At 73.3% G+C, this 17667-nt stretch carries 17 protein-coding genes and 2 riboswitches; of the genes, 8 read left to right on the top strand and 9 right to left on the bottom strand.

Features of this window, described 5'->3' with window-relative positions; translation table 11 throughout:
* Together ACFWEK_RS07830 and ACFWEK_RS07825 are read right to left on the bottom strand one after the other, a co-directional pair.
* A partial coding sequence (locus tag ACFWEK_RS07830) for an ATP-binding cassette domain-containing protein (protein ID WP_430553680.1) occupies positions 1 to 515 on the bottom strand: 515 nt, incomplete at its 3' end.
* A complete protein-coding gene (locus ACFWEK_RS07825; RefSeq protein ID WP_430547927.1) occupies positions 502 to 1431 on the bottom strand; it encodes an ABC transporter permease in 930 nt (309 codons plus the stop codon). The genes ACFWEK_RS07830 and ACFWEK_RS07825, both read right to left, overlap by 14 nt.
* 79 nt (positions 1432 to 1510) lie before the next feature.
* Here ACFWEK_RS07825 and ACFWEK_RS07820 point away from each other — a divergent pair, with 79 nt between their 5' ends.
* Positions 1511 to 2824, top strand: coding sequence for a UDP-glucose dehydrogenase family protein (locus ACFWEK_RS07820; protein ID WP_430547928.1), 1314 nt, complete (start codon positions 1511 to 1513; stop codon positions 2822 to 2824).
* A 34-nt stretch (positions 2825 to 2858) separates the two neighbouring features.
* Complete coding sequence (rfbB, locus tag ACFWEK_RS07815) at positions 2859 to 3854, top strand: dTDP-glucose 4,6-dehydratase (RefSeq protein WP_430553679.1); 996 nt, start codon at positions 2859 to 2861, stop codon at positions 3852 to 3854.
* A gap of 12 nt (positions 3855 to 3866) precedes the next feature.
* Here rfbB and ACFWEK_RS07810 read toward each other — a convergent pair whose 3' ends face one another.
* Positions 3867 to 4484, bottom strand: coding sequence for a dTDP-4-dehydrorhamnose 3,5-epimerase family protein (locus ACFWEK_RS07810; protein WP_430553678.1), 618 nt, complete (start codon positions 4482 to 4484; stop codon positions 3867 to 3869).
* 62 nt (positions 4485 to 4546) lie between these two features.
* Here ACFWEK_RS07810 and rfbD point away from each other — a divergent pair, with 62 nt between their 5' ends.
* On the top strand, positions 4547 to 5431 hold the full coding sequence (gene rfbD / locus ACFWEK_RS07805; RefSeq protein WP_430553677.1) for a dTDP-4-dehydrorhamnose reductase: 885 nt from the start codon (positions 4547 to 4549) through the stop codon (positions 5429 to 5431).
* Positions 5432 to 5453: 22 nt separating this feature from the next.
* On the opposite strand, the gene rfbA is transcribed toward rfbD, so the two are convergent.
* Genes rfbA through ACFWEK_RS07790 form a run of 3 tightly spaced genes read right to left on the bottom strand, consistent with a single transcriptional unit; the run spans position 5454 to position 9347 of the window.
* Positions 5454 to 6317 carry a glucose-1-phosphate thymidylyltransferase RfbA gene (gene rfbA, locus ACFWEK_RS07800; protein ID WP_430547932.1) on the bottom strand — a complete coding sequence of 288 codons (864 nt, stop codon included), beginning with the start codon at positions 6315 to 6317 and terminating at the stop codon, positions 5454 to 5456.
* Between the two features lie 28 nt (positions 6318 to 6345).
* The gene (locus ACFWEK_RS07795; RefSeq protein WP_430553676.1) at positions 6346 to 8010 is read right to left on the bottom strand and encodes a glycosyltransferase family 4 protein; all 1665 of its coding nucleotides are present in this window, start codon (positions 8008 to 8010) and stop codon (positions 6346 to 6348) included.
* The gene (locus ACFWEK_RS07790; RefSeq protein ID WP_430553675.1) at positions 8007 to 9347 is read right to left on the bottom strand and encodes a glycosyltransferase family 4 protein; all 1341 of its coding nucleotides are present in this window, start codon (positions 9345 to 9347) and stop codon (positions 8007 to 8009) included. Before ACFWEK_RS07790 ends, ACFWEK_RS07795 begins: the two co-directional genes overlap by 4 nt.
* A gap of 110 nt (positions 9348 to 9457) precedes the next feature.
* Between ACFWEK_RS07790 and ACFWEK_RS07785 the strand changes: the two genes are divergently transcribed.
* The gene (locus ACFWEK_RS07785; protein WP_430553674.1) at positions 9458 to 10504 is read left to right on the top strand and encodes an LCP family protein; all 1047 of its coding nucleotides are present in this window, start codon (positions 9458 to 9460) and stop codon (positions 10502 to 10504) included.
* A 37-nt stretch (positions 10505 to 10541) separates the two neighbouring features.
* Here the strand turns inward: ACFWEK_RS07785 and ACFWEK_RS07780 are convergent, their stop codons facing one another.
* A complete protein-coding gene (locus ACFWEK_RS07780; RefSeq protein ID WP_430547936.1) occupies positions 10542 to 11009 on the bottom strand; it encodes a hypothetical protein in 468 nt (155 codons plus the stop codon).
* Between the two features lie 159 nt (positions 11010 to 11168).
* Here ACFWEK_RS07780 and ACFWEK_RS07775 point away from each other — a divergent pair, with 159 nt between their 5' ends.
* Complete coding sequence (locus ACFWEK_RS07775) at positions 11169 to 12515, top strand: MFS transporter (RefSeq protein WP_430547937.1); 1347 nt, start codon at positions 11169 to 11171, stop codon at positions 12513 to 12515.
* A gap of 38 nt (positions 12516 to 12553) precedes the next feature.
* Here ACFWEK_RS07775 and ACFWEK_RS07770 read toward each other — a convergent pair whose 3' ends face one another.
* Positions 12554 to 13378, bottom strand: coding sequence for an MHYT domain-containing protein (locus ACFWEK_RS07770; RefSeq protein WP_430553673.1), 825 nt, complete (start codon positions 13376 to 13378; stop codon positions 12554 to 12556).
* 141 nt (positions 13379 to 13519) lie between these two features.
* Complete coding sequence (gene serC, locus ACFWEK_RS07765) at positions 13520 to 14704, bottom strand: phosphoserine transaminase (RefSeq protein WP_430553672.1); 1185 nt, start codon at positions 14702 to 14704, stop codon at positions 13520 to 13522.
* A gap of 147 nt (positions 14705 to 14851) precedes the next feature.
* Between serC and ACFWEK_RS07760 the strand changes: the two genes are divergently transcribed.
* The 3 genes from ACFWEK_RS07760 to ACFWEK_RS07750 form a co-directional block, all read left to right on the top strand.
* A complete protein-coding gene (locus tag ACFWEK_RS07760; RefSeq protein ID WP_430547940.1) occupies positions 14852 to 15571 on the top strand; it encodes a metal-dependent transcriptional regulator in 720 nt (239 codons plus the stop codon).
* Positions 15572 to 15702: 131 nt separating this feature from the next.
* Positions 15703 to 15880: riboswitch (cyclic di-AMP (ydaO/yuaA leader) on the top strand.
* Positions 15881 to 15883: 3 nt separating this feature from the next.
* On the top strand, positions 15884 to 16675 hold the full coding sequence (locus ACFWEK_RS07755) for a C40 family peptidase (RefSeq protein WP_430547941.1): 792 nt from the start codon (positions 15884 to 15886) through the stop codon (positions 16673 to 16675).
* Positions 16676 to 16865: 190 nt separating this feature from the next.
* A riboswitch (cyclic di-AMP (ydaO/yuaA leader) is annotated at positions 16866 to 17052 on the top strand.
* The coding region (locus ACFWEK_RS07750; protein WP_430553671.1) for a C40 family peptidase at positions 17053 to 17667 on the top strand (615 nt) is incomplete at its 3' end.

Genomic DNA, 17667 nt, shown 5'->3' with positions numbered 1-17667 from the left:
GCGCCCATGCCGGAGGAGTACGTCTTCATCGGCAGGTAGATCGACTTGCCCAGGCCGGCGAGCTCCTTGACCTCGGGGACGGCCGCCTCCGCCTGCGTCGGCGTCAGGCCCATGGCGAGGCAGCCCAGCCGGATGTTCTCCTCGCCCGACAGGTCCGGCACCAGTGCTGCGTTGACGCCGATGAGCACGGGTGTGCTCTCGGCCAGCACGCGCCCCTTGGCGGGGTTCTCCAGCCCGGCGATGATGCGCAGCAGCGTGCTCTTGCCGGAGCCGTTCTGGCCCACGAGGCCGATCTGCTCGCCCGACTTCGCCACGAACGAGATGCCCGACAGGGCGCGCACCAGCACCTTGGGGTCGTTGCCGAGCACGGTGCGGGCGGCGCGGACCACCGGGTTGACGCGCCGCTTGCGCTCGGCGGCGTCGGTCGACGGCACGCGGTACCGGACGCTCACGTCCTGCACGGCCACGGTCGCCTGCGCGAAGGGGTCCGCGACGGCGAGGTCAGACACGGCCATAGGACTCCTCCGCGCGCCAGAAGACGACGAAGCCGACGACGAGCGTCCCGATCGCCCAGCCGCCCAGTCCGAGCCAGGTCGGCAGGCTCGGCACGGCCCCGTAGAGGAGGGTGTCGCGAGCGGCGTCGAGGACCATGTACATCGGGTTGGCCTCCATGATCCCGACGATCCACGGGTAGTCCTTGAACCGGTCGATCGAGAAGAACACCGCCGACCCGTACAGCCAGAATCGCATGAGCACGCTGATGAGCTGGTTGAGGTCGGGCAGCGCGGCAGCAGCCCTCGCGAGCAGCAGGGCCAGCCCGGTGGTGAACAGGACCTGCAGCACCAGCACGGCGGGGAACAGCGCGGCGGCGGCGGTCCAGTTCTCCTGGTCGGGCAGCACCAGGATCAGCACGAACATGGCGCCGAGGGTGGGTGCCAGGTTGAGGATGCCGCGGAGCACCACGGAGATGGGCAGCGAGGCACGGGGGAAGCTGAACGCCCGGATGAGGTTGCGTCCGCTGGCGATCGACTTCGCGCCCCCGGTCACGCACTGGGTCGTGAACTGGAAGAGGAAGACGCCGATGACCAGATAGCCGAGAAAGTTGTCGATGCCACGGCTCGACTTCAGGACGAGCCCGAAGATCAGGTAGTACGCCAGTCCGTTGAGCATGGGGTTGATGACCAGCCACGCCTGCCCGAGCAGCGTCTCGCGCGTGCCGCTGGTGACCTTGGCCCGCGCTTCGGCCCACAGGAAGTGCCGCCGCTTCCACAGCTGCGCGAGGTAGGTGCGGATCGGGGGCCGTGCACCCACCTGCGAGAGCCGGCCGGTGGAGACGACCTCGAGGGTGGAGGCCTGCTTGCCGAACAGGTCGGCGTACAGGTCAGCCGGGCGCGCGTCAGCGCCCTGCCGAACATCACCCTCGTACGTCATCGCCCCGCATCCTAGAGTGAGCGCGGGCATCCCTGGACGCCCTGTCATCCCACGGATGCCTCGATGAAGGACAGCGAACGTGCAGATCTCGGTGATCGGTCTGGGCTATCTCGGCGCGGTGCACGCGGCGAGCCTGGCCCACCTCGGGCACGACGTCGTGGGGGTCGACGTCGACGCCGAACGGGTGGACGCGCTGGCCGCGGGCAAGGCCCCGTTCTTCGAGCCGGGGCTGGACGACCTGTTGTCGCAGGTCATGGGAACGGGCCGACTGACCGTCTCGACCGACATGGCTGCGGCCGCCGGGTCGCAGGTGCACTTCGTGTGCGTCGGGACGCCGCAGCGGAAGGACGGCCCTGCGGCGGACCTCGCCTTCGTCGACGCCGCAGTGGGTGAGCTGGTCGAACACCTGGGGGCAGGCGAGATCGTGGTGGGCAAGTCCACCGTCCCGGTGGGCACCGCGCAACGACTGGCGGGCGTCGTCGCGGCGGCGCAGCCCGGGGCGGTGCTCGCCTGGAACCCGGAGTTCCTGCGCGAGGGCTTCGCCGTCCAGGACACCCTGCGCCCCGACCGCCTCGTCTACGGCGTGCCCGACGGCGCGGCGGGGGAGCGCGCCGTGGCCCTGCTCGACGCCGTCTTCGCCGCACCGCTCGCCGAGGGCGTGCCCCGCATCGTCATGGACTACCCGACGGCCGAGCTGGTGAAGGTGGCCGCCAACTCGTTCCTCGCCACCAAGATCTCCTTCATCAACGCCATGGCGGAGCTGTGCGAGGTAGCGGGGGGCGACGTCGCGCGCCTCGCGGACGCGATCGGCCATGACGCGCGCATCGGACGCCGCTTCCTCAACGCCGGCCTGGGCTTCGGGGGAGGGTGTCTCCCCAAGGACATCCGCGCCTTCCGTGCCCGCGCCGGCGAGCTCGGGGCGGGCGACGCCGTCGCCTTCCTGGGCGAGGTGGACGCCATCAACGCGCGGCGCCGCACCCGCATGGTCGACCTGGCGTCCGAGGTGCTTGGCGGGATGGTCGACGGCGCGGAGGTCACGGTGCTCGGCGCCGCCTTCAAGCCCGACAGCGACGACGTCCGCGACTCGCCCGCCCTCGACGTCGCGGCCCGCCTGTCCGAGCTGGGCGCGGTCGTCACGGTCCACGACCCGCAGGCCATCGACAACGCCCGCGCCAAGCAGCCGCACCTCCACTACGAGCGCGACCTGGAGGCTGCGCTCGCCGGCGCGGACGCCGTCCTGCTGCTCACGGAGTGGAAGCAGTACCGCGACCTCGACCCCGAGAGGGTGGGGACGCTCGTCGCGCAGCGCACCGTCCTCGACGGCCGCAACGCGCTCAGCCGCGCGGCCTGGACCGACGCGGGCTGGCAATATCGTGCTCTCGGCCGGCGCTGAGCCGGTCGTCCCTCCACGGATGGGTTCAGGTGTCATGCGCGTTCTGGTCACCGGCGGCGCCGGGTTCATCGGGGCGAACTTCGTCCAGCAGACGGTGACGGAGCGCCCGGGCGCCGTGGTGACGGTGCTGGACGCGTTGACGTACGCCGGGGACCGGTCGTCGTTGGACCCGGTCGCGGACCGGGTGCGCTTCGTGCAGGGGTCGATCACCGACGCGGAGCTGGTGGACGGCCTGGTCGCGGACGCGGACGTCGTCGTGCACTTCGCCGCGGAGTCGCACAACGACAACTCGCTGACGGACCCGTCGCCGTTCGTGCAGACCAACCTGGTGGGCACGTTCACCCTGCTGGAGGCGGTGCGCCGCCACGGGGTGCGGTACCACCACATCTCGACGGACGAGGTGTACGGCGACCTGCCGCTGGAGGGCGACGAGAGGTTCACCCCGGCGACGCCGTACAACCCCTCGAGCCCGTACTCGTCGACGAAGGCCGGCTCCGACCTGCTGGTGCGCGCGTGGGTACGCTCGTTCGGCATCGAGGCGACGATCTCGAACTGCTCGAACAACTACGGCCCGTACCAGCACGTGGAGAAGTTCATCCCGCGGCAGGTCACCAACCTCATCGACGGGATCCGGCCCCGCCTGTACGGGGCGGGGCTGAACGTGCGCGACTGGATCCACGTCCACGACCACAACGCCGCCGTGTGGGCGATCGTCGACCGCGGCCGCGTCGGGGAGACGTACCTGATCGGCGCCGACGGCGAGACCAACAACCTCGAGGTGGTCCGCACCCTCAACGAGCTGTTCGGGCGCGACGCGGACGACTTCGACCACGTCGCCGACCGGCCCGGGCACGACCTGCGCTACGCGATCGACGCCACGAAGCTGCGCACCGAGCTCGGCTGGACCCCGCAGTTCACCGACTTCCGCTCCGGCCTGGCCGCGACGGTCGACTGGTACCGGGCGAACGAGGACTGGTGGCGCCCGGCCAAGGCGGCCGTGGAGGCGAAGTACGCCCGCAGCGGCCAGTAGGGGCGCGCGGCGTCAGCCGCGGAGCGACGCGAGGTAGTCCTCGACGGCGTCGTGGGTGGGTAGCAGTCCCTGGGCCCTCGCCTCGGCGAGGCCGGGGGCGGCGGTGTCCTTGTCGGACAGCTGAGCCACGAGGGGCGACCCGTCGCGCGCCGTCGTGGGCCACTCGATGCCGACGTCGGGGTCCAGGGGGTGGATGCCGTGCTCGTGGCCGGGGTCGTAGCCGGCGGAGCACAGGTAGAGCACGGTCGAGTCGTCCTCCAGGGACATGAACGCGTGCCCGAGACCCTCGCCCAGGTAGACGGCGCGGCGGTCGACGTCGTCGAGCAGGACGGAGTCCCACCGCCCGAAGGTGGGCGAGCCGACGCGGACGTCGACGACGACGTCGAGGACGGCGCCCTTCGCGCAGGTGACGTACTTCGCCTGGCCGGGCGGGACGTCGGCGAAGTGGATGCCGCGCAGCACGCCGGCGGCCGACACCGAGGCGTTGGCCTGCCGCAGGTCGAGCGGGTGGCCGACGGCGTCCGCGAACGGCCCGGCCTTGAACCACTCGAGGAAGACGCCGCGAGAGTCGCCGTGCTGCTGCGGCGTGATCTCGTAGGCACCGGGGACGGTCAGCTCACGGATCTGCACGGGCGCTCCTTCGCGAGGTTTCGGCCAGGTGTCGACGACGGTGGGGCCCGTAGGATCCTACGGTGACCGAGACCACGACGGTGCCGCCCACCACCCCCGCGTCCCGGCGCTGGCTGGTCGTCGGCGCCGCGGGCATGCTGGGCACCGACCTGCTGGCTCGCCTCCGGGACGGTGGCGCGGACGTCGTCGGACTGGGCCGGTCGGACCTCGACGTCACGGACGCCGACGCCGTCGGCGCGGCGGTGCGCGGGTCCGACGTCGTGGTCAACGGCGCGGCGTGGACGGCGGTCGACGACGCCGAGGCCCACGAGGACGACGCGTTCCGCGTCAACGCGACCGGTGCGGCGCACCTGGCGCGGGCCGCGCACCGGGAGGGCGCTCGCCTCGTGCAGGTGTCCACCGACTACGTGTTCGACGGTGCCGCGACCGCGCCCTACGCCGAGGACGCGCCGCTCGCGCCGGTGTCGGCGTACGGGCGCACCAAGGCCGCGGGGGAGTGGGCCGTGCGCGCGGAGGCGCCGGACCACCTGATCGTGCGCACGGCCTGGCTGTACGGGGCGCACGGTGGCTGCTTCCCGAGGACGATGGCGCGACTCGGCGCCGAGAAGGACCGCCTCGCGGTCGTGGACGACCAGATCGGCCAGCCCACCTGGACCCGCGACCTGGCCGACCTGATCGTCCGGCTCGTCGAGGGGGGCGCCCCGGCGGGGACGTACCACGGCACGGCGTCGGGCCGGACGTCGTGGTTCGGGTTCACCCGCCGCATCCTCGCGTCCGCGGGCCTGACGACCCCGCTGGAGCCCACGACGTCCGACGCGTTCGTCCGCCCCGCGCCGCGACCGGCGTTCTCCGTGCTCGGCCACGGCGCCCTGGCGGCCGCGGGCGTCGCGCCCATCGGCGACTGGGCGGAGCGCTGGGACGCCGCCGCGGCCGAGGTGCTGGCCTGAGCCTGCCCGGTCGTCGGTAGGGCTACTGCTCCAGCAGCCCGAGAAGGTACGTGCCGTAGCCGGACTTGGTCAGCTTCTCGGCCCGCTCGCGGAGCTCGTCGTCCGACAGGAAGCCGCGCCGCCACGCGACCTCCTCGGGCGCACCCACCTTGAGCCCCTGGCGGCGCTCGATCGTGCGGACGAAGTCGGACGCCTCCAGCAGGGAGTCGAACGTGCCGGTGTCGAGCCAGGCGGTGCCGCGCGGCAGCACCTCCACGTGCAGGTCCCCGCGCTCGAGGTAGGCGCGGTTGACGTCGGTGATCTCGTACTCGCCGCGCGCCGACGGCTCCAGGCCCTTGGCGATCTCGACCACGTCGTTGTCGTAGAAGTAGAGGCCGGGCACGGCGTAGCTCGACTTCGGCTGGGCCGGCTTCTCCTCCAGCGACACGGCGCGCCCGTCGGCGTCGAACTCGACCACGCCGTACGCCGTCGGGTCCGCGACCCGGTAGGCGAACACGGCGCCGCCGTCGACGGACGTGTACTTCTGCAGCTGGTCGCCCAGCCCCTGCCCGTAGAAGATGTTGTCGCCGAGCACCAGCGCCGCGGCGTCCGACCCGATGAACTCCTCGCCCAGCACGAACGCCTGCGCCAGCCCGTTCGGCACCTGCTGCACCGTGTAGGAGATCGAGATGCCGAACTGCGACCCGTCGCCCAGCAGCCGACGGAACTGCTCGGCGTCGTGCGGTGTCGTGATCACCAGGACGTCGCGGATGCCCGCGAGCAGCAGCGTCGACAGCGGGTAGTAGATCATCGGCTTGTCGAAGACCGGTACCAGCTGCTTGCTCACCCCGAGGGTGATCGGGTGCAGCCGGGTGCCGCTGCCGCCCGCCAGGACGATTCCTCGCATCGTTGCCAGTCCCTCCGCCGGTTCGTTCTCAGAAGTGTGCCGTGAGGCGCGCGTACACGTCGGCGTACCGACCCACGAGCCGCTCCCACGTCCGCTCGGCGGCGACGTGCCGGCCGGCGTCGACGAGCGCGGCGCGATGGGCGTCGTCGTCGAGCACGCGCGCGACGGCGTCGGCCCAGGCCTCGACGTCGTCGGGGTCCACCAGCACGCCGGCGGGCGCGCCGCCGCTCGGCCGCGAGGGCTCGAGCGGCGAGAGCACCTCGGCGAGCGCGGGCAGGTCGCTGGCGACGACCGGCCGCCCGAGGGCCATCGCCTCGACGGGCTTGAGCGGCGTGACGAGGCGCGTGACGCGGTCGGGGCGGCGCGGCACCAGCACGACGTCGAGGGCGGCGAGGTAGGTGCGCGCCACGTCCCGCGGCACCCGGCCGGGCAGGTGGGCGTGCTCGCCCAGCCCGAGCTCGGCGGCGAGCCGCAGCAGCCGCGGCCGGTCGACGCCGTCGCCCACGATCAGCGCGGACACGTCGACGCCGCGCGAGCGCAGCAGGGCGACCGTGCGCAGCACGGTGTCCAGGCCCTCGTAGCCGACGACGCTGCTCACGGTGCCGACGACGAACCGCGCGGTGCGCAGGCCCAGCGCGGCGCGCGCCTCGGCGGTCGACGGCGCGGGGCCCAGCAGCGCGCCGTCGACGGCGTTCGGCACCACCGTGATGCGCTCGCCGGGCACCCCGCGGCCCACGAGCTCGTCCCGCATCGTGCCGCTGAGCGTGACGACGTGGTCCGCGGAGAGTGCGAGATCCGTCTCGCGGGCGCGCAGCAGCGCGAACCGCTCCGACGCCGCGGCGCGCTCGCGGCCTTCCGGCGTCGGGTGCGACGCCGCCCACGTCTCCTCCGGCAGCCCTCGCACCTCGTAGACCCAGGGCACTCCGACCCGCGCGGCGGCGGCGCGGGCGGCGTCGCCCGTGGTCCACGGCGTGGTGGCGTGCACGACGGCGGGGCGCGCGGCGTCGAGGGCGCGGGCCAGGAGGTCGACGCCGTCCGCGGCGCGGCCCCGGTGGTCGGCGGGCAGGGACCGCGGCACCAGGCGCCGGTAGGTCACGCCGTCGACGACGTCTGCGCCGCGGGCGCCGAGCGCCCCGATCATCAGCGGGTAGCCCGCGCGGGTGGTGGCGGTGACCCCGTGCCCAGCGGCTCGCTGGGCCGTGAGGATGGCGTGGGTGCGCAGGGTGTACCCGCTCTGCGTGTGCGGCAGCGAGTTGGTGAGGTGGTGGTGGATCGCGACCGGGACGTCGGAACCGGGCGAGATTTCACCCGGTCCGGTGCGCGCCCGTTTTTCACCCGCTCGCCCCGGGAAACCGTCCGTATCGTGAGACGTTTCCGGGCGTCGCCCGTCCTCCAGCAAGGCCACCTGACCCAGCAACGACGCCCGGACCCGGCGCCCGGCGCGCGTCGTGGGGGCGGCCGCGCTCAGCGCCGCGACGTCGCCGTCCTGCCACGCGGCACGCAGCCGACCGGCCTCCCCGGAGGTCCCGTCGCCCAGCGCCCGCTCCACCCACGGCACGACGACGGCGCTCACCCGGGCCGGGGTGCGCCGGGCCGCCTGGAGCACCAGCCACGCCGGGTCGGTGCGGAGCGCGCCGCCCACGAAGGACGCGGCGAAGCGCGCGTTGCGGGCCAGCTCGCGCACGCGCGTCATCGGGGCGTCTCGTCGCGGGGCCGGGTCGCCGGGCCGGTGAGCTCGTGCAGCAGGTCGAGGTACCGCGCGGCGAGCGTGTCGTCGTCCGCGTTCTGCGCCACCCACTCCGCGGCGCGCGGGTCGGCGACGGGCACGTCGCCGGAGGTCGCCCAGCCCGACCACAGCTCGGTGAGCGCGTCGACGTCGCCGGGCGCTACCACGGACCCGGCGCCGGAGCGCCGCACCAGCGCGGCGGCCTCGCCGGCCACGCACGCGGTGGCGTACGCCCCCGACGCCATCACCTCGTACAGCTTCGACGGCACGGTCCACTCCAGGGGCTTCCAGTCGCGCAGCGACACCACCACGGTGTCCGCCCAGGCGTAGTAGCGGCGGATCTCGTCGTGCGGCACCGCCCCCACGAACGTCACGGGGGCGTCGAGCTCGGCCACCAGACCTTCGAGGAACGGCACACGGGCGCCCGCGCCGACGATGCGGACGTCGAGCCGCAGGCCGCGCCGGGCCACCTGTGCCGCGGCGCGCACCACCGACTGCAGGTCCTGGGCGCGCCCCACCGTCCCCGCGTACACGACGCGCAGCGGACGCGCCGGCGGCGGGTCGAGGTCGAGCAGGCCCTCGGCGTCGTCCGCGGTGAGCGGCTGGAACGACGTGCCGTTGCGCACGACGGCGACGCGTCGCACGCCCCGCTCGAGCAGCACCTGGGCGAACGTCTCGGTCGTCGTGACGACGGCGTCCGCGCGCGACTGGAGCCGCGTGACCGCGCGGTGCACCAGGGCGCGCGCGGCCGCGAGGGCGCGGGAGCTGGCGGAGCGCCGCGCGTCGAGCACGCCGCTGGGTTCGATGAGGTCGGGCCAGGCGTCGCGCATCTCGATCACGAGCCGGGCGCGCAGCAGGCGAGCCAGCAACCAGGCGGCGAACATCGACGGGATGCCGGGCACGGTGCCGACCACGACGTCGGGCCGCTCGTCCCGCTGCCGGAAGTGCCGTAGTCCCAGCACGACGGCGCTCGCGGCGGCCACGGCCTGGTCCACCGTGCGCGACAGCAGGTCGGCGGCGTGCGGGCGGAACCGTGTGCGGACCACGCGCTCGCCGTGCCGGCCCAGGGAGACCGACCCCGGCCGGTGGTCGGCGGCCGCGTCCTGCAGCCGCCCGCTCGGGTAGTGCGGCGGCGGGGTGAGGACCGCGACGCCGACGCCCGCGTCGATGAGGCGCGGCGTCAGCGTGTCCCACCGCCGCTGCGGGGCGCCGTGCTCGGGCGGGTAGTGGTGCGTGACCAGCAGCACGCGGGAACGCTCCGACGACGGCGTCGCCCCGGTGCCGTGCATGGTCGTGCCCTTCACCTCGCTCGTGGAGCCCGCAGCCGTCCGGCGGTGCCCGGGCGAATGGTACGGCGGGAAGCCGCACGGGCGGAACACCGGATCTCCCCGGCCGGGCCGTAGGATCCCGCCCTGTGACCCGAGCCAACACCCCGTACCGCCACGCCCGCACCGAGGCGCGCCGCAGCCGCCGCGCTCTGGCCGTCGTCGGGGTGCTCGTGCTGCTGCTGGCCGCCGGGGGCTTCGGCGCCGCCTGGTGGTTCCAGCGCGCTCTCGACAACAACATCGAGCGGATCGGCGACCCGTTCGCCGAGATCCCGGCGAGCAGCAGCCCCGAGATCGAGGAGGAGACCGAGGCGGTCAACCTGCTCGTGCTGGGCTCGGACAGCCGGATCTCCGCCGGCGACCCGTCGCAGTGGAAGGCCGGCGCGCAGCGCACCGACGCGATCATGCTGGTGCACCTCCCGGCGAACCGGAAGAGCGCCCAGGTGGTCTCGATCCCGCGTGACTCGTGGGTCGACATCCCCGGGCACGGCGAGGCCAAGATCAACGCGGCCTTCTCCTACGGCGGCCCGGCGCTGATGATCCAGACGGTCCAGGACCTCACCGGCGTGAAGATCGACCACTTCGTGGTGACCGACTTCGAGTCGTTCACGTCGATGACGGACGCGCTCGACGGCGTGCGCATCCGCGTGCCGGAGGACATCGGAGACGGCAAGCAGGTCTTCTTCTCGAAGGGCGTCCACATGATGTCCGGCGAGGAGGCGCTCACGTACACGCGCCAGCGCCACGGCCTGGCGAACGGCGACTTCGGCCGCGTGCAGCGGCAGCAGAACTGGATGCGCGCCATCCTCGCCAAGGTCAACAACAACCGGAACGACGTCGGCATGATGACCGAGTTCTTCACCACGGTGAGCAAGTCGGTCGCCGCGGACGACGGGTTCACCATCGACCGGATGCGCAACCTCTACATGAGTGCGCGCGGGCTGAGCACCAACGACGTCGACTTCATGACCGCTCCCTACTCGGGCACCGGGCGCAGCGACGACGGGCAGTCGATCGTCGTCCTCGACCGCGAGCGGTTCGACCCGCTGATGAAGGCGATCGCGAAGGACGAGGCGGGAAGCTACGTCAAGGAGCACGCCGACGACCTCGAGGTGCTCCCCGCCACCGTCAGGTAGCCGGTAGTCGTCCCGCCACCACGGGAGGGGGGCGGGCTCAGGCGGCGGTGTCGACGGCGACGCGGCCGTCGGCGAACGTCATGCCCTGCACGACGGTGCCCGGGTAGCGGGCGGCGAGCAGCCGCTGCACGTCGAGCGCGATGCGGGCGTCGGGGCGGATCTGCACGGAACCGGCGGGCAGGCCCTTCGCGGACAGGACCGACTCGATGCGGTTCTTGGCGAGTCCCAGCAGCTTGTGCGCGGGCAGACCGCCGGCGCTGGCGTCGACCGAGAGCACGGCGACCCCGCCGTCGAAGCCCTCGACCCGCAGCCGCGACCGGACGGCGGGCACCAGGCGGGTGGCGAGCTTGAGCGGCCCGGGCAGGTTCTTCACCGCCCGGGCGTCGGCGACGACCTCGAGCTCGTCGCCGGCGCCGCCGACGGACGTGACGAAGCGGGGCAGGGTTCGGCCTCCCAGGAGGCCGAGCTCGTTCAGGGTCTCCGCGAGGGACATCTCGGTGCGCACGGCGCATACCGTACTGGACCGGGCGGGAGGCGTGGGACGCGTCACTCCCCGGGCGGGGAATAGAACGATTCGATAACCTGTTGCCACGGTCGACGACACCCCGAGGAGAAGGAGATCCGTGGCCCCCGCGAGCGACGAACAAGCCGGGGAGCTCGACCGATGAGCGCCACCTTCTCCTCCCTCAAGTACACGAACTACCGCATCTGGTTCGCAGCCGCCCTCGTCGCCAACGTCGGCACGTGGATGCAGCGCATCGCCCAGGACTGGATCGTCCTCACCGACCTCAGCGACGACTCCGGCATCGCCGTCGGCCTCACCACGGCCCTCCAGTTCGTGCCGTTCCTCCTGCTGTCCCCGTGGGCGGGCGTGCTCGCCGACCGGCTGCCGCGCCGTCGTCTCCTCATGGCCACGCAGGGCGGGATGGGCGTGCTGGCCCTCGCCCTGGGAGCCCTCGTGCTTTCCGGTCGGGCGGAGCTGTGGCACGTCTACGTCTTCGCGCTCCTGCTCGGCGTCGTGTCCGCGCTGGACAACCCCGCGCGCCAGACCTTCGTCGCCGACATGGTGCCGGCCTCCAAGCTGCCCAACGCCGTCGGCCTGAACAGCGCGTCGTTCAACGCCGCGCGCCTCATCGGGCCGGGCGTCGCCGGGCTGCTCATCGCCGCCGTCGGCGCCGGCTGGGTGTTCGTGATCAACGGCGTCACCTTCGGGGCGACGATCGCGGCCCTGGCCCTCATGCGGGTCCGGGAGCTGCGGCCGCAGGCCGCCGCACCGCGCGCCAAGGGACAGATCCGCGAGGGCGTCCGCTACGTGCGCCAGCGGTCCGACATCGTCGTGATCATGGTCGTGATGTTCGTCGTCTCGACGTTCGGCCTGAACTTCCAGCTCACCTCGGCGCTCATGGCGCGCGTCGAGTTCGGCCGCGGGGCGAGCGAGTACGGGATCCTCGGCTCGGTGCTGGCGATCGGCTCCCTCGCGGGGGCCCTGCTCGCCGCCCGCCGCGACCGCCCGCGGGTGCGCCTGGTGATCGGCTCGGCGTTCGCCTTCGCGGTCACGACGGCGGTGCTCGGGCTCATGCCCACCTACTCGTCGTTCGTGCTGGCGTGCATCCCCGTGGGGCTGGCCTCGCTCACGATGATGACGGCGGCCAACAGCGCGCTGCAGGTCTCGACCGACCCCGTGATGCGCGGCCGCGTGATGGCGCTCTACATCATGATCTTCCAGGGCGCGACGCCGATCGGGTCGCCGATCGTCGGCTGGATCGGCGAGGCGTGGGGCCCCCGCTGGTCGATCCTCGTGGGCTCGATCGCCACGTTCCTCGTCGCCGCCGGCGCGACCGTCTGGGCGGTGCGGCGCTGGCACCTGCGGGTGCGCTACCGGGTCCTGTCCCGGCCCCACCTCGAGGTCGTCTACCTCGACCGCGAGGTGCTCGAGGGCGTCACCACGCGCGACGGCGTGCGGCGCGAGCTGAGCCGCGCCGACGCCGAGCGGGTGCCGACGACGGCCTGACCCGCGCGGACGGCGCCCGGGCAGCGACCTGACGTCGCTCAGTGCCGGTGCGCGGCCGGCTCGCGCCGGGAGGAGCGACGCGCCGGCGGGGTGATCCCGTTCGCGCGCCGCTGCATCCGGGCCTCGAACTCCTGCTGGTCGCGCATCTCCTCCTCGTTCGGCCACATCAGGACGACGAAGATGAGCGCGACCGTGAGCGCCGCGATCCCGAGGATGAGGGGGCCGAGCAGGTCGATGGCGGTGGTGCCGGTCGTCGGCACCCCCGGCGTCCCGGTGATGGTCAGCGCGGCCATGCCGGTGTAGTGCATGCCGCTGACGGCGACGCCCATGATGAGGGCCGCACCGAGGGTCGCGGCGCGTCCGCGCACGTTCACGCTGAGCCAGAGGGCTGCCGTCGCCGCGACGATCGCGATGAGCACGGAGAGACCCACCACGGGCAGCGAGAACTCCATGTGGCCCGTCATCCGCATGGCGGCGATGCCCATGTAGTGCATCGCGGCCACGCCGAGCCCGGCGACGATGCCGCCGGAGACCAGCCACAGGGGCCGGTCGCCCGCGAAGCCGACGAGGAACAGGCCGAGCGCGACGACGACCACGGCCACGAGGGCGCTGAGGACGGTCTGCGGCACGTCGTAGTTGATGGGCATGTCGGTGACCGTGAAGCCGAGCATGGCGACGAAGTGCATGACCCAGACGCCCGTGCCGCCGATCGCGACGGAGGCCACCAGCAGCCACGCCGCGCGCGTCTTCGTGTCCGTCGCGGCGCGGGCGCGCGCCGTCGCGGACAGGCCGGTGGCCGCCCCGAGGCACGACGCGACGTACGCGAGCAGCGGGGTGATCATCCCGTAGGTGAAATGGTGCATCTCCGGCATGCGGGGCCTCCCGGCTACATCGCCCGTCTATGACGAGGCGGCACGTTATCAGCCCGTGACCTAGCGGGTGAAAAATGCTCGCTGACCTGGGACGATGCAGAGGGTTTTCCGGGAGGCCCTCCGGCGGGCGCGTCAGCCGAGGTGCGCCACCACGTGATCGACGCACGCCGTGAGGGCCCGGACGTCGTCGGGCTCGACGGCGGGGAAGACGCCCACGCGCAGCTGGTTGCGGCCGAGCTTGCGGTACGGGAACACGTCCACGACGCCGTTCTCCCGCAGGGCGCGCACGACGGCGGTGGCCTCGATCGCGTCGTCCAGGTCGATCGTCGCCACGACCGTGGACCGCTCGGCCGGGTCGACGACGAACGGCGTCGCCCAGTCGCGGGCGCCGGCCCAGTCGTAGAGCGCCCCGGCGGACTCCGCCGTGCGCGCGCTCGACCACGCGAGGCCGCCCTGCTCCAGGAGCCACTCGACCTGCTCGGCGAGCAGCACCAGCGTCGCGACCGCCGGCGTGTTCAGCGTCTGGTCGAGACGCGAGTTCGCGAGCGCGGTCGTCAGCGACAGGAACTCCGGCACCCACCGCCCGGTGGCCGTCCCGGCGGTCGCCTCCACGCGCTCGGCGCGCTCGACCGCGGCCGGCGAGCAGACGGCGAGCCACAGGCCGCCGTCGGCCGCGAAGACCTTCTGCGGGCCGAAGTAGTAGACGTCGGTGTCGGCGACGTCGACGGGCAGCGCGCCCGCGCCCGACGTCGCGTCCACGAGCAGCAGGGCCCCGTCGGCGCGCGCGCCGGGCACCTGGCGCACCGGCGCCATCGCCCCCGTGGAGGTCTCGTTGTGCGGCGTCGCGTACACGTCGACGCCGTCGACCGGCGTGAGGTGCGCCACGGTGCCGGGCGCGGCCGACACCACGTCCGGGTCGGCGAGGAAGGGCGCGCGCGTCGTCGCCGCGGCGAACTTCCCGCCGAACTCCCCGAACACGGCGTGCTGCGCGCGCCGCTCGACGAGGCACGCGGCGGCGACCTCCCAGAAGGCTGACGACCCGCCGTTCCCGAGCGCCACCTCGTACCCGTCGGGCAGGGCGAAGAGCTCGCCGAGGCCCGCGCGGACGCGCCGCACGAGGTCCTTCACCGCCGGCTGCCGGTGCGACGTCCCCAGCACCGGGGCCGCCGGGTCGCCCGCCGCGGCCAGCGCGGCCACCTGGGCGGGGCGCACCTTGGACGGGCCGGACCCGAACCTGCCGTCGGACGGGAGCAGCGACGCGGGGATGACCACGCTCGGGTGGATCGAACGGCTCGGGTGGCTCGACGCAGCGGGCATGGTGTCTCCGGTTCCGGGCGAGGGGGAGCGGTCGTGGGTGGGGCAGGGCAGGATGTCTCGCCGGGAGCGCGCACGACGGCGCCGCGCGACCCGCCCTGCGCCCACGCGTGCGAATAGACTAGGCCGCGCCGAAAGACGGGAGTGGACGTGACCGACCTGATCGACACCACCGAGATGTACCTCAAGACGATCTACGAGCTTGGTGAGGAGGGCATCCCGCCGCTCCGCGCCCGCATCGCGGAGCGACTGGGGCACTCCGGGCCGACGGTGTCGCAGACGGTGGCACGCATGGAGCGCGACGGTCTCGTCGTCGTGACGGGCGACCGGCACCTGGAGCTCACCGAGGCCGGGCAGGCCAAGGCGACCCGTGTGATGCGCAAGCACCGCCTCGCCGAGCGGCTCCTCACCGACGTCATCAAGCTCGACTGGGAGCACGTCCACACCGAGGCGTGCCGCTGGGAGCACGTGATGAGCGACCTCGTCGAGAAGCGGCTCGTCACCCTGCTCGACCACCCCCACGCCGACCCGTACGGCAACCCGATCCCGGGGCTGTCCGAGCTGGGGGAGCAGTACCAGGACGTGCCGTTCCTCGAGGGCGTGCAGTCCCTGCCGGGCGTACTCGAGGCGCGCAGGGCGACGGGCCTGACGGACGGCGACGGCGTGGAGCTGGTCCTCCAGCGGATCGCCGAGCCGCTCCAGGTGGACATCGAGCTGCTGGCGCGTCTCGCCGAGTCCGGCCTCGTGCCGGGCGCGCAGATCGTCGCGCGCACCGCCGGCGAGGACGTCGCGGTGGAGGTCGAGGGGTCCGGCATCGTGCTCGACCTGCCCGAGGAGCTGGCGAAGCACCTGTTCGTCGCGAGCCGCTGACCTGCGGGCCGGCTCCTGCGGCGGGCCGGCACGCCACATCGTGACCGCAGCGTGACATCGCCCGGGGTTGTCCGGTACGGTCGGGGCGCTCGCCGGAGTTCATCCTGCGGGCGCTCGACCGGACCGCCGAACCCTGCCACCGGCCGAGCTCCACGGACATCCGCACGGCAGGAGCGGGGGACCCACTTCGGGCGTCGGAGACGACGTCCTCGGGGTGAAGCCGGACGGGCCCGGTCACGGGAACGGACGGCCGGGTGTTTCTCCCACCCGAACCCGACAGCTGACCTCGCAGGCGACAGGAGAGGTAGACACGTGAGCGCACGCACGAACCACGGCCGGCACCGCGCCGCCCGTCGTCCGATCGCCCTCGCCCCGTCCGGCGCCGCAGGCCGCCGTGTGGCCGTGGCCGCCGCCGCCGGTGGCCTCCTGGTCTCGACCTTCGCCAGCGCGGGTGCCGCGCAGGCCGCCCCGGTCGACACCGACGCCGCCAAGAAGCTCAGCACCGTCGACCTCGGCGCCCTGACCGACCAGGCCCGCGAGGCCCTCGAGGCCGCGCCGGTCGTCACCGTCGACGCCAAGGCCAAGGTCGACGTCGAGAAGGTCACCGCCAAGATCGCGGCCGCGGCCGAGATCACCCCGGCGCCCGAGCCCGAGCCGGAGCCCGTCGTCGAGCAGGTCGCCGACACGTCGTCCACCGACGACGCGTCCCGGTCCTCGGAGACGGCGTCGCGCTCCGACGAGCGCGAGGCCGTCGAGGCGCCGGCGTCCGCGAACGGCTCCGCGATCGTCTCCATCGCGATGCGCTACGTGGGCGTGCCGTACGTCTCCGGCGGCAGCAGCCCGTCCGGCTTCGACTGCTCGGGCCTCACGCAGTACGTCTACGCGCAGGTCGGCATCAGCCTGCCGCGCACCTCGTCCGCCCAGCGCTACGCCGGCACGGTCGTCTCCGCCTCCGAGGCGAAGCCGGGCGACCTGGTCTGGACCCCGGGGCACGTCGCGATCTACGCCGGCGACGGCATGCAGATCGACGCCCCGAAGCCGGGCGACGTCGTCAAGTACCGCGCCATCTGGCAGTCGAACCCCACCTTCATCCGCGTCGGCTGAGTCCGTCCGACACGCTCCCGGAGCCCCGTCGCGCCCTGTGCGCGGCGGGGCTCCGTCGTGCGCGGGCAACCGGTTCGACCTGGGCGGATGTGACCTACGGCACGGTGTCCGCAGGCGCTGTGACCGAAACGTGACATCGACTCGCGCGTCCGCTACGGTGTCAACCACTCGGCGGGTGATCCGCCGGGTCTCGACCGGAACGCCGAGCCCTGCAGCCGGTCGGGGACCTTGACCGCACGCAGGGGCGGGGGACCCAATTTCGGGCGCTGTTCCACGGCGTCCTTGGGGTGAAGTCGCACGGACCTGGTCCGTGAGGCCGGGTGTTTCTCCCACCCGAACCCGACAGCTGACCTCGTAGGCGACAGGAGAGGGAACACGTGAACGCACGTACCACGCGCGCCCGGCACCGTGCCGCGCGCCGTCCGCTCGGCGGGCTGGTCCAGAGCGTCGGCTCGTCGGTGACCGGTCGTCGGGCCGTCGTCGCCGCAGCCGCCGGCGGCCTGCTCGTCTCGACCTTCGCCAGCGCCAGTGCCGCGCAGGCGGCCCCGGTCGACACCGACTCGGCGAAGAAGCTCAGCACCGTCGACCTGGGCGCCCTGAGCGACCAGGCCCGCGAGGCGCTCGAGGCGGCTCCGGTCGTCACGGTCGAGGCCAAGGCCAAGGTCGACGTCGAGACCATCAGCAAGAAGGCGATCTCCAAGTCGGAGATCACCCCGGCCCCCGAGCCGGAGCCGGAGCCGGAGCCCGTCGTCGAGGAGGAGAGCACCGAGCGCTCCACCGACACCGCCTCCCGCTCCGCGGAGCGCACCGAGGCGCCGGCGGAGGCCGAGGCGACCTCGTCCAACTCGTCGCTCGGCCAGCAGGCCGTCTCGATCGCGATGCGCTACATCGGGACGCCCTACGTCGTCGGCGGGGCCAGCCCGTCCGGCTTCGACTGCTCCGGCCTCACGTCCTACGTCTACGGTCAGCTCGGCATCGACCTGCCCCGGACC

Source organism: Isoptericola sp. NPDC060257, from assembly GCF_042726645.1.
GTDB lineage: Bacteria > Actinomycetota > Actinomycetes > Actinomycetales > Cellulomonadaceae > Isoptericola > Isoptericola nanjingensis.
This window is presented reverse-complemented; position numbering and strand designations above follow the sequence as displayed.

What these genes read in the sequence shown, in the direction of transcription:
- ACFWEK_RS07825 (WP_430547927.1), bottom strand. Translation starts at nt 1,431, where the DNA reads ATGACGTACGAGGGTGATGTTCGGCAGGGCGCTGACGCGCGCCCGGCT.
- rfbB (WP_430553679.1), top strand. Translation starts at nt 2,859, where the DNA reads ATGCGCGTTCTGGTCACCGGCGGCGCCGGGTTCATCGGGGCGAACTTC.
- rfbA (WP_430547932.1), bottom strand. Translation starts at nt 6,317, where the DNA reads ATGCGAGGAATCGTCCTGGCGGGCGGCAGCGGCACCCGGCTGCACCCG.
- ACFWEK_RS07795 (WP_430553676.1), bottom strand. Translation starts at nt 8,010, where the DNA reads ATGACGCGCGTGCGCGAGCTGGCCCGCAACGCGCGCTTCGCCGCGTCC.
- ACFWEK_RS07775 (WP_430547937.1), top strand. Translation starts at nt 11,169, where the DNA reads ATGAGCGCCACCTTCTCCTCCCTCAAGTACACGAACTACCGCATCTGG.
- ACFWEK_RS07770 (WP_430553673.1), bottom strand. Translation starts at nt 13,378, where the DNA reads ATGCACCATTTCACCTACGGGATGATCACCCCGCTGCTCGCGTACGTC.
- serC (WP_430553672.1), bottom strand. Translation starts at nt 14,704, where the DNA reads ATGCCCGCTGCGTCGAGCCACCCGAGCCGTTCGATCCACCCGAGCGTG.